General features: G+C 69.9%; 14 protein-coding genes and 1 pseudogene. 8 read left to right on the plus strand and 7 right to left on the minus strand.

Going from position 1 to position 14628, the window contains the following annotated elements; genetic code table 11:
• Positions 1 to 87 precede the first annotated feature (87 nt).
• Positions 88 to 2610: an ABC transporter ATP-binding protein/permease gene (locus OG542_RS31780; protein ID WP_328415328.1), complete on the plus strand. Its 2523-nt coding sequence runs from the start codon at positions 88 to 90 to the stop codon at positions 2608 to 2610.
• Between the two features lie 90 nt (positions 2611 to 2700).
• On the opposite strand, the gene OG542_RS31785 is transcribed toward OG542_RS31780, so the two are convergent.
• The 3 genes and pseudogenes from OG542_RS31785 to OG542_RS31795 all read right to left on the minus strand — a co-directional run bounded on the left by OG542_RS31785 (position 2701) and on the right by OG542_RS31795 (position 5522).
• Positions 2701 to 3429, minus strand: coding sequence for a transglycosylase SLT domain-containing protein (locus tag OG542_RS31785; protein WP_193480836.1), 729 nt, complete (start codon positions 3427 to 3429; stop codon positions 2701 to 2703).
• A 301-nt stretch (positions 3430 to 3730) separates the two neighbouring features.
• Positions 3731 to 4827: pseudogene (locus OG542_RS31790) on the minus strand (S-adenosylmethionine:tRNA ribosyltransferase-isomerase).
• Complete coding sequence (locus OG542_RS31795; RefSeq protein ID WP_328415333.1) at positions 4824 to 5522, minus strand: SDR family NAD(P)-dependent oxidoreductase; 699 nt, start codon at positions 5520 to 5522, stop codon at positions 4824 to 4826. Before OG542_RS31795 ends, OG542_RS31790 begins: the two are co-directional and overlap by 4 nt.
• A gap of 235 nt (positions 5523 to 5757) precedes the next feature.
• Here OG542_RS31795 and OG542_RS31800 point away from each other — a divergent pair, with 235 nt between their 5' ends.
• The 3 genes from OG542_RS31800 (at position 5758) to OG542_RS31810 (ending at position 7936) form a co-directional block, all read left to right on the plus strand.
• Positions 5758 to 6903: a GAF domain-containing sensor histidine kinase gene (locus OG542_RS31800; RefSeq protein ID WP_311124917.1), complete on the plus strand. Its 1146-nt coding sequence runs from the start codon at positions 5758 to 5760 to the stop codon at positions 6901 to 6903.
• A complete protein-coding gene (locus OG542_RS31805; RefSeq protein ID WP_328415336.1) occupies positions 6896 to 7537 on the plus strand; it encodes a response regulator transcription factor in 642 nt (213 codons plus the stop codon). The genes OG542_RS31800 and OG542_RS31805 overlap by 8 nt, the downstream gene beginning before the upstream one ends.
• Positions 7538 to 7693: 156 nt before the next feature.
• A complete protein-coding gene (locus OG542_RS31810) occupies positions 7694 to 7936 on the plus strand; it encodes a chaplin (protein ID WP_114251215.1) in 243 nt (80 codons plus the stop codon).
• 267 nt (positions 7937 to 8203) lie between these two features.
• Here OG542_RS31810 and OG542_RS31815 read toward each other — a convergent pair whose 3' ends face one another.
• On the minus strand, positions 8204 to 8992 hold the full coding sequence (locus OG542_RS31815) for a hypothetical protein (RefSeq protein WP_328415338.1): 789 nt from the start codon (positions 8990 to 8992) through the stop codon (positions 8204 to 8206).
• A gap of 160 nt (positions 8993 to 9152) precedes the next feature.
• Here OG542_RS31815 and OG542_RS31820 point away from each other — a divergent pair, with 160 nt between their 5' ends.
• The 3 genes from OG542_RS31820 (at position 9153) to OG542_RS31830 (ending at position 11569) form a co-directional block, all read left to right on the plus strand.
• Positions 9153 to 9950, plus strand: coding sequence for an ABC transporter ATP-binding protein (locus OG542_RS31820; protein ID WP_193480841.1), 798 nt, complete (start codon positions 9153 to 9155; stop codon positions 9948 to 9950).
• A 96-nt stretch (positions 9951 to 10046) separates the two neighbouring features.
• The gene (locus OG542_RS31825) at positions 10047 to 10478 is read left to right on the plus strand and encodes an NfeD family protein (protein WP_311124915.1); all 432 of its coding nucleotides are present in this window, start codon (positions 10047 to 10049) and stop codon (positions 10476 to 10478) included.
• A 131-nt stretch (positions 10479 to 10609) separates the two neighbouring features.
• Positions 10610 to 11569 (plus strand): SPFH domain-containing protein, encoded by a 960-nt coding sequence (locus tag OG542_RS31830; RefSeq protein ID WP_193480843.1) that lies wholly within the window; start codon positions 10610 to 10612, stop codon positions 11567 to 11569.
• 58 nt (positions 11570 to 11627) lie between these two features.
• On the opposite strand, the gene OG542_RS31835 is transcribed toward OG542_RS31830, so the two are convergent.
• The 3 genes from OG542_RS31835 to OG542_RS31845 all read right to left on the minus strand — a co-directional run bounded on the left by OG542_RS31835 (position 11628) and on the right by OG542_RS31845 (position 13719).
• The gene (locus OG542_RS31835; protein ID WP_184599740.1) at positions 11628 to 12134 is read right to left on the minus strand and encodes an HNH endonuclease; all 507 of its coding nucleotides are present in this window, start codon (positions 12132 to 12134) and stop codon (positions 11628 to 11630) included.
• Between the two features lie 209 nt (positions 12135 to 12343).
• Positions 12344 to 12883: a YbhB/YbcL family Raf kinase inhibitor-like protein gene (locus OG542_RS31840; RefSeq protein WP_311124914.1), complete on the minus strand. Its 540-nt coding sequence runs from the start codon at positions 12881 to 12883 to the stop codon at positions 12344 to 12346.
• A 53-nt stretch (positions 12884 to 12936) separates the two neighbouring features.
• On the minus strand, positions 12937 to 13719 hold the full coding sequence (locus OG542_RS31845) for a sporulation protein (protein WP_193480845.1): 783 nt from the start codon (positions 13717 to 13719) through the stop codon (positions 12937 to 12939).
• A gap of 145 nt (positions 13720 to 13864) precedes the next feature.
• Between OG542_RS31845 and OG542_RS31850 the strand changes: the two genes are divergently transcribed.
• Positions 13865 to 14506 carry a DNA-3-methyladenine glycosylase gene (locus OG542_RS31850; protein WP_328415341.1) on the plus strand — a complete coding sequence of 214 codons (642 nt, stop codon included), beginning with the start codon at positions 13865 to 13867 and terminating at the stop codon, positions 14504 to 14506.
• Positions 14507 to 14628: the final 122 nt, after the last annotated feature.

Consider the following 14628-nt stretch of genomic DNA (forward strand, 5'->3'; position numbering starts at 1 on the left):
CTCCTGAAATAGTTCCCCCCGATGTTCGACATCCCTAGACTCCCCATGTCGGGGGATAACTCGGGGGACAACTCAGTGGGGCATGGAGTGCCGGAACTCGTACTGGAATCAAACGGACGTACCTGGACGCTCGATCCGTCCAGGGCATACACCCTCGGACGTGATCCGCAGGGGGACGTCGTCTTCGACGACGCCAGGGTCTCCTGGCGTCACGCCACGGTCAGCTTCAACGGCCGCAGTTGGGTCATCGAGGACCATGGCAGCACCAACGGCACGTTCGTGCAGGGGCAGCGGATCCACCACATGGAGCTGGGCCCGGGCTCGGCGGTGAACCTGGGCAACGCCACCGACGGACCGCTTCTGAACCTCTCCGGCGCCGCGGCCTCCGTCGCCACGCCGCAGGCTCAGCCCCAGCAGCAGCCGTACGCCGCGCAGGGAGCGAACCCCGGCTGGGCCCAGCAGGCGCCTCACCAGCAGCAGGCTCCGCAGGCCGGCTGGCAGCAGCCGCAGCCGCAGCAGCAGCCCGGCGGGCACATCCCGCAGCAGCAGGGCCCCGGCGGGGCCGCGGGGGCGCCGCCGGCCCACGGCGACCGCAGCCCCACCACGTTCCACCAGTTCTCGCTCGGCCGCGTGATGCGCATCGGCCGCGCCCTGGAGAACGAGCTGGTCGTCTCCGACCTGCAGGTCTCCCGGAACCACGCCGAGTTCCACGCCACGCCCGACGGCCGCATGGAGATCCGCGACCTCGGCTCGCACAACGGCACGTACGTCAACGGCCTGCCGATCCCCAAGGGCGGCGGGCAGTTGCTCGGCCCGGCCGATGTCGTCGGTGTCGGCCACTCGACGTTCCGGATCGTCGGCGACCGGCTCGAGGAGTTCGTCGACACCGGTGAGGTGTCCTTCTCCGCCCGTCATCTGACCGTCACGGTCGACGGCGGCAAGCAGATCCTCAAGGACGTCTCCTTCGGCGTCCCCGAGAAGTCGCTCATCGCCGTCATCGGCCCGTCCGGCTCCGGCAAGTCGACCCTGCTCAAGGCGCTCACCGGCTACCGCCCGGCCGACCAGGGCGAGGTCCTCTACGACAACCGGAACCTCTACAAGCAGTTCGCCGAGCTGCGCCAGCGCATCGGTCTGGTCCCGCAGGACGACATCCTGCACAAGGAACTGACCGTCAAGAAGGCCCTCAAGTACGCGGCCAAGCTCCGCTTCCCGGCCGACACCACGGCCGCCGAGCGTGACGCCCGTATCGACGAGGTCTTGCGCGAGCTGAAGCTGGACATCCACAAGGAGAAGAAGGTCACCTCCCTCTCCGGTGGCCAGCGCAAGCGTGTCTCCGTGGCCCTGGAGCTGCTCACCAAGCCGTCGCTGATCTTCCTGGACGAGCCGACCTCCGGCCTCGACCCGGGCATGGACCGCGACGTCATGCAGCTGCTGCGCGGTCTCGCCGACGATGGCCGTACGGTCCTCGTCGTCACCCACTCCGTGGCCGAGCTGGCGATCTGCGACAAGCTCCTGGTGATGGCCCCGGGCGGCTCGGTCGCCTACTTCGGCCCGCCCGAGGAGGCGCTGAACTTCTTCGGCTACGACACCTGGGCCGACGTCTTCTCCGCCTTCGAGAACTACCGCGACTACGACTGGGCGGGCCGCTGGAAGGGCTCGCAGCACTACCAGATGTACGCCGCGGACATCGACGCCGTGGCGCCGCAGTCCGTACAGGTTCCGCCCATGCAGGCGATGAAGCCGCCGAAGCCGCAGGGCTGGATGTCCCAGTTCGTCACGCTGGTGCGACGCTACGTCTCGGTGATCGTGTCCGACAAGGGCTTCCTCGCCCTGATGGTGATCCTGCCGGCCGTGCTCGGCGCGGTCAGCCTGCTCATCGACGCGGACAGGGGCCTGCTGCCGAACCCGGCCAACCCGCAGACCGGCCGGATCATCCCGAACGGCACCGCCACCACGGTTCTGCTGATCCTCGCGGTCGGCGCCTGCTTCGCGGGCGCGGCGAACTCGGTCCGCGAGCTGATCAAGGAACGGGTGATCTACGAGCGGGAGCGAGCGACCGGCCTGTCGCGCTCTGCGTATCTGATGTCCAAGGTGTTCGTGCTCGGCATGATCACCGTGCTGCAGGGCCTGCTGGTCGGCGTCATCGGCTTCTCCAGCCGGGAGATCCCCGAGGAGGGCCTGGTCTTCGGCAGCGCCACGCTCGTCGAACTGTCCGTGCCGATCATGGCGCTGGGCTTCACGTCGATGATGTTCGGCCTGATCATCTCGTCGCTGGTCAAGACCGCCGAGAAGACCATGCCGCTGCTGGTGATGTTCGCCATCATCCAGGTCGTCTTCACCGGCTGCCTGTTCACCCTGCACGGCTCGGTCGGCGTCAACCAGTTCTCGTTCCTCATGCCGTCGCGCTGGGCGGTCGCCGCCTCCGGTGCCACGCTGGACTTCAACAAGATCAGCCCGCCCGAGACGGCCGGCGACACCGACCCGCTGTGGGAGCACACGGTCGGGGCCTGGGCCATGGACATGGGCGCGCTCCTCGCGATCGGTGTGCTCTGCGGCTTCTTCGTGGCCCGCTTCCTGCGCCGCCACGAGCCCGAGGTCATGCGCAAGTAGTCTCCGCCGCACGACGCCCAAAGGGCGGCACCCCGTCAGGAGGGTGCCGCCCTTCGGCGTTCCGTTCAGCGAGCAGAGGTCCGCGCTACCTCAGTACGCGCTGTCGACGTTGTCCATCGAGCCGTACTTGTCGGCCGCGTAGTTGCAGGCGGCGGTGATGTTGGCTACCGGGTCGTAGATGTCCCAGGAGGTGCCGGGGACGTGCCAGGTCTTGAAGGTCGGCGGGATGACCTGCAGCAGACCCTTCGACGGGATGCCGTTGATGGCGTTGATGTCCCAGTTGTTGATGGCCTTCGGGTCACCGGACGACTCGCGGATGATGTTGCGGTGGATGCCGTCGTAGGACGCCGGGATGTCGTGCTTCTTCAGGATGTCGAGCGACTCGCGAATCCAGCCGTCGAGGTTGTTCGGGTAGGTCTTCTTGGCGGCCTTCTTGGCCTCGGCGCGCTTGGCGTCGCGGCTCGCGGCCTCCTTGGCCTCGCGCGCGGCCTCGGCCTTCTTCTTCGCCGCCTCGGCGGCGGCCTTCTTCTTGGCGGCAGCCGCGGCGTCGGCCTTCTTCTTCGCCTCGATCTGCTCGGCCTTCAGGCTGGCACCGGCCATCTGGTCGGTGACGCTCGCCTTCACGTCCTTGATCTGCTTGTTGCTGAACGCCACCGGAGCCGACTGAGCGGCTTCCGTCGTGGTCGTCGTCGAAGCGCCGCTCGGCACCGCGGAGAACCCGATGGCGGCGGCGCCGAGGGTGGCGACACCCGCCATGGCGATCTTGTGGTGACGGGTCAGGTTACGACTGGGGCCACGGCTGAAGATGTTCTTGGGCATGGTGGTTGGACCTCTTCGAATAGCGCGGGAGTCGCTCGGCGTCCGGCGTTGGACTCGGTGTGTTTCCGACACAAACGCCGCGGAGGTGAACCCACGGCGCTGAGCGACGGCAGCCATTCTTAGCGGCCGCAAAATGACGTGGCAAAGGTGTGACGTACGAAGGGAGATAGTGGATCAGGGAAGGGCAAATCGGGGCAGACTGGACCGTATGTGCCGCTCAATAGGTGCGGCTTTGTCTCCTACGTCCTTTCGTACGTGACGTGCGTCCTATGCGAGGGCTCACATCGGGCAGGGCCCGGTCTCACTCGCAGTTGCTTGAGCAATGCTCTGTGTGAGTGGCCTGTCACGGCTCTGCCCCGGCAGGACGAGGTGCACGTCCCCGAACTCGTGCCACAGGTAACGGCCGTGCAGTGCGGCCTCGTAGCCGCGCTCGACCGCCGCCCGCCCCGCGATCGCCTCCAGCATCAGCAGATGCGAGGCCTCCGGCTCGTGCAGCCCGGTCAGCAGCCCGTCCACCACCCGCACCCCGCGCTCCGGGGTCACCACGAGAGAGGTCCACCCCGCCCGCGGCCGTACGACCCCGTCGGCACCCGCCGCCGACTCCACGGCCCGCACCGCCGTCGTCCCGACCGCGACGACCCGGCCCCCACCGGCCTTCGCGGCGTTGATCAGCCGCGCCGACGCCCCCGGCACCGCGAAGCGCTCCGGATACGGCGGCTCGTGTGCCTCCGCCGACGCCACCCCCGTGTGCAGCGTGACCGGCGCGAACCGCACCCCCCGGCCCACCAGCTCCGCCACCAGCCGCGCCGTGAAAGGCCGCGCCGCACTCGGCATCTCCGCACTGCCCGCCCCGTCCGCCGACGGCAGCGCGAACACCGTCTGGTAGACGGACAGCGGCTGGTCCCGCTCCGTGTAGGAGTAGCGAATGGGCCGCCCGTACTCCCGCAGCAGCCCCGCGACCCCGGGCCCGGCCACCCGCGCCCACCACAGCCGCTCGCTCCGCCCGCTCAGCGGCTCCGCCAGAACCAGCCGTACGCCTCCCGGCAGGCACATTTCCGTACCCGCGGGCCCTCCCGCACGCGCGCGCGTGGTGCCCCGCCCGTCGGGCTCCCGCAGCTCCACCGCCCAGCGGCCGTCGTCCCCCCGCGTCGAGAAATGCACCACCACGCGCGCGTGCCCGATCCACCCGTCGACGGCCGCCGCCAGCGTGGCCGAGGTGTTGACCACGAGCAGATCCCCCGCCCGCAACAGGCGCGGCAGCTCCGTGAACGTGTGATGCGCCACCCCGGCACCCCGCGACACCAGCATCCGTACGGCGTCCCCGTCCAGCCCGGGCCCCCGCTGCTCGACCGGCACCCGGGCCGACAGTTCCTCCGGTACGCGCACGGCCGGTGTCATCGGGCCCCGTCCAGCAGAGCCGGAGCCCCGTACCGCCCGCTCGCCGGACGCTCGTCCAGCAGCCGCAGGAACCCCGGCACCACAGCAGCCGGCTCCGGTCGCGGATCATGATCGTCCGGTACGGCCGCCGCATACAGGTCCGTGGCCATGTCCCCGGGATCCACCGCCCAGACCCGCAGCCCCGGCTCCTCCACGGCGAGCACCGCCACCAGCTGGTCCAGAGCCGCCTTGGACGCCCCGTAGCCGCCCCAGGTCCCGTACGCCTCGGCCGCCGCGTCCGAGCTGACGGCGACGACCGTGCCCGCCCCCGAAGCCCGCAGCAGCGGCAGCGCCTCCTGGACCAGGCCGAGACCTGCCACCAGGTTCACCTCCAGCGCCCTGCGCAGCCCCTCCAGGGGCAGCTCCTCCAGCCGCACCAGCGGCTCGGCGCCCAGGGCGCTCGCGTTGTGCACCAGCAGGTCGACGCCGCCCAGCCGCCACGCCGCCGACACCAGCTCCGCCCGGTGTCCGGCGTCGGTGACGTCCCCGGGCAGGGCGGTCACGCGCGTGCCGTGCGCGGAGACGTCCCTGGCCGCCTCCGTCAGCGCCTCGGTACCCCTGGCCTCGAGCACCAGGTCCCAGCCACGCCCGGCCAGGGCCTCGGCGAGCGCACGGCCCAGGCCCTTCGAGGCCCCGGTGATGATCGCAACCGGCATGATCGGCTCCCTCGTCGTGATCGCGTGCCCTCAACGTAGGAACGGAGCCGCCCGGACCACCTCGGACGCGGGCCGCAATCCGCCGGGTCCCTCCGCCCTACGCCACAGGCCCGGCGCCCCGGTCCTACGCCGCGCCGCCCTTCCGGCTCGGCCCCGCGACCTAGGCCCACCGGACCGGGCACCCGCCGCCACTGGTCCGATCCGCGCTGTCACAGCCCGCCGGTACCGTGAGGACATGAGTCACGGTCCCCGGTCCGGCCTCGCCGCGGTGAGTTCCGCGTTGCTGGCCATGAGCAGGCATCTCGAGGTGCGCGACGTCCTCAAGACGATCGTCGCCTCGGCCCGCGAGCTGCTCGACGCGCAGTACGCCGCGCTCGGCGTGCCGGACGATCACGGCGGCTTCGCCCAGTTCGTGGTCGACGGCGTCAGCGAGGAACAGTGGAAGGCCATCGGCCCCCTCCCGCGCCAGCACGGCATCCTCGCCGCGATGCTGCACGAGGCCAGGTCCGAGCGCCTCGCCGACGTCCGCAAGGACCCCCGCTTCGAGGGCTGGCCGAAGGCCCACCCCGATCTGGTCGACTTCCTGGGCCTGCCGATCCGCGACGGCGCCGAGGTCATCGGCGCGCTCTTCCTGGCCAACAAGAACTGCCCGAAGCCGGAAGGCAGTTGCGGCTTCACAGCGGAGGACGAGGAACTGCTCGGCATCCTCGCCCAGCACGCCGCGATCGCTCTCACCAACGCCCGCCTCTACGAGCGCAGCCGCGAACTGACCATCGCCGAGGAGCGCTCCCGCCTCGCCCACGAACTGCACGACGCGGTCAGTCAGAAGCTCTTCTCCCTCCGCCTGACCGCCCAGGCCGCCGCCCGCCTCGTGGACCGCGACCCCTCCCGCGCCAAGGGAGAACTCCAGCAGGTGGCCGTTCTGGCCGCCGAGGCCGCCGACGAACTGCGCGCCGCGGTCGTCGAGTTGCGCCCCGCCGCCCTCGACGAGGACGGCCTCGTGGCCACCCTCCGCACGCAGATCCAGGTCCTCGACCGCGCCCACACCGCCCGCGTGACCTTCGCCTGCCATGGCGTGAAGGCCCTGCCCGCTTCCCAGGAGGAAGCCGTCCTGCGCGTCGCCCAGGAGGCCCTGCACAACGCCCTGCGCCACTCCGGCGCCGACCACGTCGACGTGACGCTGGACCGCCGCGGCGGCGGAGCCGTCCTGCGGGTCACCGACGACGGCCGCGGCTTCGACCCGCAGGCGGTGCGTCGCGCGGGGCGCCATCTGGGCCTGGTCTCCATGCGGGACCGGGCGAGCGGGGCCGGGGGCACACTGACCGTGGAATCGGTGCCCGGCAAGGGCACCACGATCGAGATGGAGGTCCCCGGTGGCTGACGCGATCAAGGTCCTGCTCGTCGACGACCACCAGGTCGTCCGCCGGGGCCTGCGCACGTTCCTCGAGGTGCAGGACGACATCGAGGTCGTCGGCGAGGCCGCGGACGGCGCCGAAGGAGTGGACAGTGCGGAGGAGCTGAAGCCCGACGTCATCCTCATGGACGTCAAGATGCCGGGCATGGACGGTGTCGACGCCCTGCGCAGACTCCGCGAACTCGACAACCCCGCGCGCGTACTGGTCGTCACCAGCTTCACCGAGCAGCGCACGGTGGTGCCGGCCCTGCGCGCGGGCGCCGCCGGATACGTCTACAAGGACGTCGACCCCGACGCCCTCGCCGGAGCCATCCGCTCGGTCCACGCCGGCCACATCCTCCTCCAGCCGGAGGTCGCCGGCGCCCTGCTGTCCCAGGAGGAGGCCAACTCGGGCCCCGGAAGGGCCGGTTCGCTCACCGAGCGGGAGCGCGAGGTGCTTGGCCTGATAGCGGACGGCCGCTCCAACCGGGAGATCGCCCGTGCGCTCGTCCTCTCCGAGAAGACCGTCAAGACCCACGTCTCGAACATCCTGATGAAGCTCGACCTGTCCGACCGAACCCAGGCCGCCCTGTGGGCCGTTCGCCATGGCGTGACCGGCTGACACGCTCACCCCACGGCAACGCGGAAGGTTCCAGTCCGGACCGAGATTCATACTGTCGTGGGAATGTCCCCCGCATGGCGCATCCTCGGTGGATCCCCGCCGTTCTCCAGTGCGTGCTGCGGCGCCTGCCGCGGCGATCGCAAGGAGGGCTCAGAAGTGAAGAACCTGAAGAAGGCCGCTGCCGTGACGATGGTGACCGGTGGACTGCTGGCCGCGGGCGCGGGCATGGCCTCCGCCACCAGCGCCCACGCCGACGGCCAGGCCGTGGGCTCCCCGGGCGTCGCCTCGGGCAACGTGGTCCAGGCCCCGGTACACGTCCCGGTCAACGTGTCCGGCAACAGCGTGAACGTCGTGGGCATCCTGAACCCCGCGTTCGGCAACCTCGCCGTCAACCACTGACCTTCACCTCCGTCTCCGAGCCGAAGGTGACCCCCGGCCTCCCAGGCCCCCCTGGGAGGCCGTTCGGCTCAGCTGCGGGCAATCGCGAGCCGCCCCAGCTGCGGGCATGCGTGCCGCTAGGGGCGGCACGGGTGGGCGCAGCGGCACCCCGCTCCGCCGGGCTGCGCACCCACCCGACCCCAGCACAAACGCCGAGAACCATCACACCCCCCGGTCAGCACCCCGCCCCAGCTCAGCACCGACGCCGAGCCCTCACGCAACCCCCAGTCACCGCACCCCCCGCTCCCGCTCCTCCACAACGGAGTTGTACGCAGCGACCTGCGCCCGCCGAGCCGTCCGCTCCACCGGCCGCAACGCCTCCCGCCGCGCCCCCATCTCGGACGCACTCACCGCACCCCCGTGCCCACTCTCCGTCGCCACCACGATCAACGTCCCCACCCGCTGCGCCAGCTCCAGCACCCGCACCGCCCGCGGCGGATACCCCGGCGCCAGCACCTCCCGCCCCCGCTCGGCCCGCGCCCGATACGCGTCGACCGCCGCCTCGGCCACCGGCCCCGACCCGGCCACATCCAGCCGCGTCAGCACCTCCGTCGCCTCCCGCAGGGCCTCCGCCAGCTCCCGCTCGGCCTCACCCAGCGACGGCACATCCGCGGGCGGCGCCTCCCGCACGGGCAGCACATGCCATACGACCTCGACATGCACATCGCCCTCGGGCCCGGCCTCGTGCACCTCAGGCACCAGCCCGAACGAGGCGCCGTAACAGACCACCGCCTGCTCGGCATCCAGCGCCCGCGCGTTGAACTCGGGCGGCCCGCTCAGCCCCAGCGGATGCCCGGGTGCGGGCAGCGCGAGCCGCAGCCCGGTCACCCCGAGCGTCCGCAGCCGCCCCAGCGCGAGTGTGAGCCCGACGGGCGCCGACTCCCCGGGCAGCCCCTCCACCCGGTGCACCGCGTCCTCGCCGACGATGGCGAGCACGGCGTCATCAGGTGAGACAAGTCCGGCCAATAGGGCATTTCCCCAAGCTGCGAGACGTCCAGCACGCGGTTCCGAGAGCATGCTCCCACCCTAAGAGAGCCCAAGACCCGGACCGAGGGAATGCCCGGACCGACCGGTGGCGTAGATTTCATGGAGGGCTGCGCCCACCGGCGCGGCGGACCGAGCCACAGGCTTACGCGACAGCCGAGACGGCCACACTGCAAGGGGAGACAACGCGCTCATGAGCGATGTTCTGGAGCTTCAGGACGTATCCGTGGTCCGCGAGGGCCGGGCTCTGGTGGACCAGGTCTCCTGGTCGGTCAAGGAGGGCGAGCGCTGGGTCATCCTGGGCCCGAACGGCGCCGGCAAGACCACCCTCCTCAACCTCGCTTCCACCTACCTCTACCCCAGCGCGGGCACCGCCGCCATCCTCGGCGAAACCCTCGGCAGGCCCGGCACCGACGTCTTCGAGCTGCGCCCGCGCATCGGCATGGCCGGCATCGCCATGGCCGAGAAGCTCCCCAAGCGCCAGACGGTCCTGGAGACCGTACTGACCGCCGCGTACGGCATGACCGCCACCTGGCACGAGGACTACGAGGAGATCGACGAGCAGCGCGCCCGCGCCTTCCTCGACCGCCTCGGCATGAGTGACTACCTGGAGCGCAGGTTCGGCACGCTCTCCGAGGGCGAGCGCAAGCGCACCCTCATCGCCCGCGCTCTGATGACCGACCCCGAACTGCTGCTCCTCGACGAGCCCGCCGCCGGCCTCGACCTCGGCGGCCGCGAGGACCTCGTCCGGCGCCTCGGCCGACTCGCCCTCGACCCGATCGCCCCCTCGATGCTCATGGTCACCCACCACGTCGAGGAGATCCCCCCGGGCTTCACCCACGTCCTCATGATCCGCCAGGGCAAGGTTCTCGCCGCCGGCCCGCTGGAGCTCGAACTCACCTCCCGCAACCTCTCCCTCTGCTTCGGCCTCCCGCTCGTCGTCGAACAGGCGGGCGAGCGCTGGACCGCACAGGGCCTTCCGCTCTCCTGACCCGGCCGCCGCGCCACGCAAATCCCAAAGTAAGAACGGCATTTCACACGCCGGGCGCCCTGTCGGCGACAGGGGCGTCGGACCTACCATGACCATGTGGAAATCGACGCATGGCTGTGGTGGCTGATCGGCGCGGCAGCGCTCGGCATCGCGCTCGTGGTCACCGCGATGCCCGAACTCGGCATGCTCGCGGTGGGCGCCATCGCCGCGGCGGCGGTCACCGGCGTCTTCGGCGGCGGAGCCGTCGCCCAGGTCGTGGTCTTCGCCGTCATCTCGACCGCGGGTATCGCCGTCGTACGGCCCATCGCGAACCGGCATCGCGCCTCGCGGCCCCAATTCGCCACAGGTGTGGACGCGTTGAAGGGAAGACGAGCAGTCGTCCTGGAACGCGTCGACGCCTCCGGCGGCCGGATCAAGCTGGCCGGAGAGGTCTGGTCGGCCCGCGCCCTCGACACCGACCGCGCTTACGAAGTAGGCCAGGAAGTGGACGTCGTGGACATCGAGGGAGCCACTGCGATCGTCATGTGACCTCGCAGGACGTAACTGGAGTGAACTCCTCGCCAGCTACGCGACGGTCTGACAGACTCGACCAGCAAGATCTTCAACAACCATAAGATCTGCCGAAGTCGCCGAGGCGGAGAAGGGTACGGGGAACGACGATGGAACCGGTCATCATCGTCCTGATCATTCTGGTGGTGTTGGTCTTCATCGCCCTGATCAAGACGATCCAAGTCATCCCACAGGCCAGCGCGGCCATCGTCGAGCGGTTCGGCCGCTACACGCGGACACTCAACGCGGGCCTCAACATCGTGGTCCCGTTCATAGACACCATCCGCAACCGCATCGACCTGCGTGAACAGGTCGTCCCCTTCCCGCCCCAGCCGGTGATCACCCAGGACAACCTGGTGGTCAACATCGACACCGTCATCTACTACCAGGTGACCGACGCACGGGCCGCCACCTACGAAGTCGCCAGCTACATCCAGGCGATCGAGCAGCTCACCGTCACCACCCTCCGCAACATCATCGGCGGCATGGACCTGGAGCGGACCCTGACCTCCCGCGAGGAGATCAACGCGGCCCTGCGCGGCGTCCTCGACGAGGCCACCGGCAAGTGGGGCATCCGCGTCAACCGCGTCGAGCTCAAGGCGATCGAACCGCCCACCTCCATCCAGGACTCGATGGAGAAGCAGATGCGCGCCGACCGCGACAAGCGCGCCGCGATCCTCCAGGCCGAAGGTGTCCGGCAGTCCGAGATCCTGCGCGCCGAAGGTGAGAAGCAGTCCCAGATCCTGCGCGCCGAAGGTGAGGCCAAGGCGGCCGCCCTGCGCGCCGAGGGCGAGGCCCAGGCCGTCCGTACGGTCTTCGAGGCCATCCACGCCGGAGACCCGGACCAGAAGCTCCTCTCCTACCAGTACCTCCAGATGCTCCCGAAGATCGCCGAGGGCGACGCCAACAAGCTCTGGATCGTCCCCAGCGAAATCGGCGACGCTCTCAAGGGCCTCTCCGGCGCCATGGGCAACTTCGGCGGCCTCGGCGGTGGTTCCGGCGGCAACGGAGGCGCGTCCGGAGCCGGCGTCCCCGCCCAGGAACGCCGCGAGAAGCCGTCCATCGACTGACCCGGCACACACGAAGGGGGCCCGCTTCCCGGAGAAGCGGGCCCCCTTCGCATGACCGCTAGGCAGCGGGCTGCGCCAGCCACTCCGGCAGCGCGTCGAAGTCGTCCTGCCCCAGCGCCAGCAGCATCGCGTCCGCCGGCGTCGGCTCGAACGGCTCCCGAAGCAACGGCATACCCGCCTCCACCGGAGTCCGGTTCGCCTTACGGTGATTGTCCTCCGCACACGAGGCCACCGTGTTCAGCCACGTGTCCTGCCCGCCCCGCGACCGCGGTACCACGTGGTCGACGGTCGTCGCCCGCCTCCCGCAGTACGCGCACCGGTTCCGGTCCCGGACCAGAACACCCCGCCTCGACCACGGCGCTCGTCTTCGGAAGGGCACCCGCACGTACTGGCAGAGCCTGATCACACGGGGCGCCGGTATGTCGACCGCGGCTCCCCGCATCCGCAGTTCGGGGTGGGACTGCTCGACGACGGCCTTGTCCTGAAGCACCAGAACGACGGCTCGGTTCAGCGTTACCGTCGACAGCGGCTCGAAGCTCGCGTTGAGTACCAGCGTGTCCCGCATACCAGCCCACCTCCCGTGTGCACCGGCCCACCCCCTGGCGGGCTGGGATCAACTCTGGCCGGGCACGCCGAGATGGACAACGCAATATCTGCTGCTCCCACGGGGGGTGACCCCCATGACCCCCGGCAACAAAAATGCCCGCTCCTGATCAATTCCAAGACCAGGAGCGGGCAAACGTTCTGTGAACGCTGGGATCGCCGGGCGGTTGCTCAGCTTTCGGCGGGCACCTCGTACTCACCGATCAGCTGCGCCCGCGCGATCGTGTGGAACCGCAGGTTGAAGCCCACGACCGCGGGAGAAGCCTCCGCATCCGGACCGAGCTTCTCCGTATCCACGGCGTACACCGTGAACACGTAACGGTGCGAACCGTCCCCGGGCGGCGGCGCGGCACCACCGAACTCCTTGCTTCCGTAGTCGTTACGCGCCTGGATCGCGCCCTCGGGCAGACCCTCGAACGCGCCGCTGCCCGCACCGAGCGGCAGCTCGGTCACCGAGCCCGGAATGTCGAACACCACCCAGTGCCAGAACCCGCTGCCCGTCGGGGCGTCGGGGTCGTAGCAGGTCACGGCGAAGCTCTTGGTCTCGGGCGGGAAGCCCTCCCACCGCAACTGCGGCGAGGTGTTGCCGGCCGCGTAGACCTGAGCGTCCTGGAGCGTCGCACCTTCCTCGACATCCTTGCTCGTGACCGTGAACGACGGCACGGGCGGATGGAAGTCGTGGGGGAGCGGCCGCCGCTTGAGCTCGGTCACCTCGGTACCTCCTGATCGATTCGTTCAGTCAGCCCCGAGCCTAGGGCCTGCGTCTAGAACCAGTTGCGCTTGCTGCCGACCTCGGACAGCCACTGGTTGAGGTACGCGGTCCAGTCGGTGCCCTGATAGTCCTGGAGCCCCACCTTGAAGGAGCGGAAGGTGTCGCTGCTCTCGCTGAACAGCCCCGGCTTCTTGTCCATCTCGAGCACCACGTCCATGGCCTGCTCGTCGGCCACGAAGCTCAGCTCGACCTGGTTCAGCCCCCGGTACTGCTGCGGCGGGTAGAACTCGATCTCCTGGTAGAACGGCAGCTTCTGCCGCGTACCCCGGATGACACCGCGTTCCATGTCCGCGTTCTTGAACCGGAAGCCCAGCTGGATGAACGCGTCCAGGATCGCCTTCTGCGCCGGCAGCGGGTGCACGCTGATCGGGTCCAGGTCACCCGAGTCCACGGCCCGCGCGATCTCCAGCTCCGTGGAGACACCGATGTGCATCGAGCGCAGCGCCTGCCCGTCGATCATCGTGATCGGGGTCTCCCACGGGATCTCCAGCCCGAACGGCACCGCGTGCACCGCGTTCGCCTGGAGCTCGAACGCCCCGCCCAGCCTCGACTTCGTGAACTCGATGTCCTGCTTGTACTCCTGGTCGCCGCTCTCCACTTCGACCTTGGCCTGCAGCCCGACCGAGAGCCCCTCGATCTGCTGGTTCACGGACCCGCCCTGGATCCGCACCTCGCCCTGGACGACACCGCCCGGGACGACGTTGACCTCGTGCAGCACGGTCTCGACCGAAGCCCCGCCGGCCCCCAGGCTCGCGAGCAGCTTCTTGAACGCCATGTCTCTCCCTCTCGCCCACTACGGGTGGATCCTTGATCCATACAAACGCGATCCGGCCGTGGCCGGTTCCATTCCCTCACCCTGGCAAGGCCGGTGCCCGCTGGCCACCCCGCCGCACCACCTGTCTTTAGTACCCTCGGACGGCATGATCGCGACCCCCGACCGTACGCCCCTGTCCAGGGAGTTCTTCGACCGGCCCGTCCTCGATGTGGCCCCTGACCTCCTCGGCCGCATCCTGGTACGCACCACCTCGGACGGTCCGATCGCCCTCCGCCTCACAGAGGTCGAGGCCTACGACGGCTCCGACGACCCCGGCTCCCACGCCTATCGCGGTCGCACGGCCCGCAACGACGTGATGTTCGGTCCGCCCGGACACGTCTATGTCTACTTCACCTATGGCATGTGGTTCTGCATGAACCTGGTGTGCGGCCCGGAGGGCAAGGCGAGCGCGGTCCTGCTCCGCGCCGGCGAGATCATCGAGGGCGCCGAACTGGCCCGCACCCGTCGACTCTCGGCCCGAAACGACAAGGAATTGGCCAAAGGTCCCGCACGACTGGCCACGGCCCTGGGCGTGGACCGCTCCCTGGACGGCACGGACGCGTGCACCCCCGAGGACACCCCTCTCCGCATGCTGACCGGCAGTCCCGTGCCGTCCGACCAGGTACTCAACGGACCCCGCACCGGGGTGTCCGGCGACGGAGCCGTGCACCCCTGGCGCTTCTGGGTCGCCAACGACCCGACGGTGAGCCCCTATCGCGCCCACGTCCCGAGGCGCCGCCGAAGTTGACGCGTCCCCGCAAGGTGCGTAATGTGGCCCGAGCCGCTGAACCGGGTACGGCAATCGCCAGCAGTCGGAAGCGGCCAACCCACTACCTAGTTATCCCCCTCAGCAGGGGCGAATTCGGCGTG

The organism is Streptomyces violaceus, from assembly GCF_036014075.1.
Taxonomy (GTDB): Bacteria; Actinomycetota; Actinomycetes; order Streptomycetales; family Streptomycetaceae; genus Streptomyces; species Streptomyces violaceus.

Bases quoted from the DNA above. Each gene is read 5' to 3' on its own strand.
- OG542_RS31785 (WP_193480836.1), bottom strand. From the start codon at position 3,429: ATGCCCAAGAACATCTTCAGCCGTGGCCCCAGTCGTAACCTGACCCGT.
- OG542_RS31795 (WP_328415333.1), bottom strand. From the start codon at position 5,522: ATGCCGGTTGCGATCATCACCGGGGCCTCGAAGGGCCTGGGCCGTGCG.
- OG542_RS31800 (WP_311124917.1), top strand. From the start codon at position 5,758: ATGAGTCACGGTCCCCGGTCCGGCCTCGCCGCGGTGAGTTCCGCGTTG.
- OG542_RS31815 (WP_328415338.1), bottom strand. From the start codon at position 8,992: ATGCTCTCGGAACCGCGTGCTGGACGTCTCGCAGCTTGGGGAAATGCC.
- OG542_RS31820 (WP_193480841.1), top strand. From the start codon at position 9,153: ATGAGCGATGTTCTGGAGCTTCAGGACGTATCCGTGGTCCGCGAGGGC.
- OG542_RS31830 (WP_193480843.1), top strand. From the start codon at position 10,610: ATGGAACCGGTCATCATCGTCCTGATCATTCTGGTGGTGTTGGTCTTC.
- OG542_RS31835 (WP_184599740.1), bottom strand. From the start codon at position 12,134: ATGCGGGACACGCTGGTACTCAACGCGAGCTTCGAGCCGCTGTCGACG.
- OG542_RS31845 (WP_193480845.1), bottom strand. From the start codon at position 13,719: ATGGCGTTCAAGAAGCTGCTCGCGAGCCTGGGGGCCGGCGGGGCTTCG.
- OG542_RS31850 (WP_328415341.1), top strand. From the start codon at position 13,865: ATGATCGCGACCCCCGACCGTACGCCCCTGTCCAGGGAGTTCTTCGAC.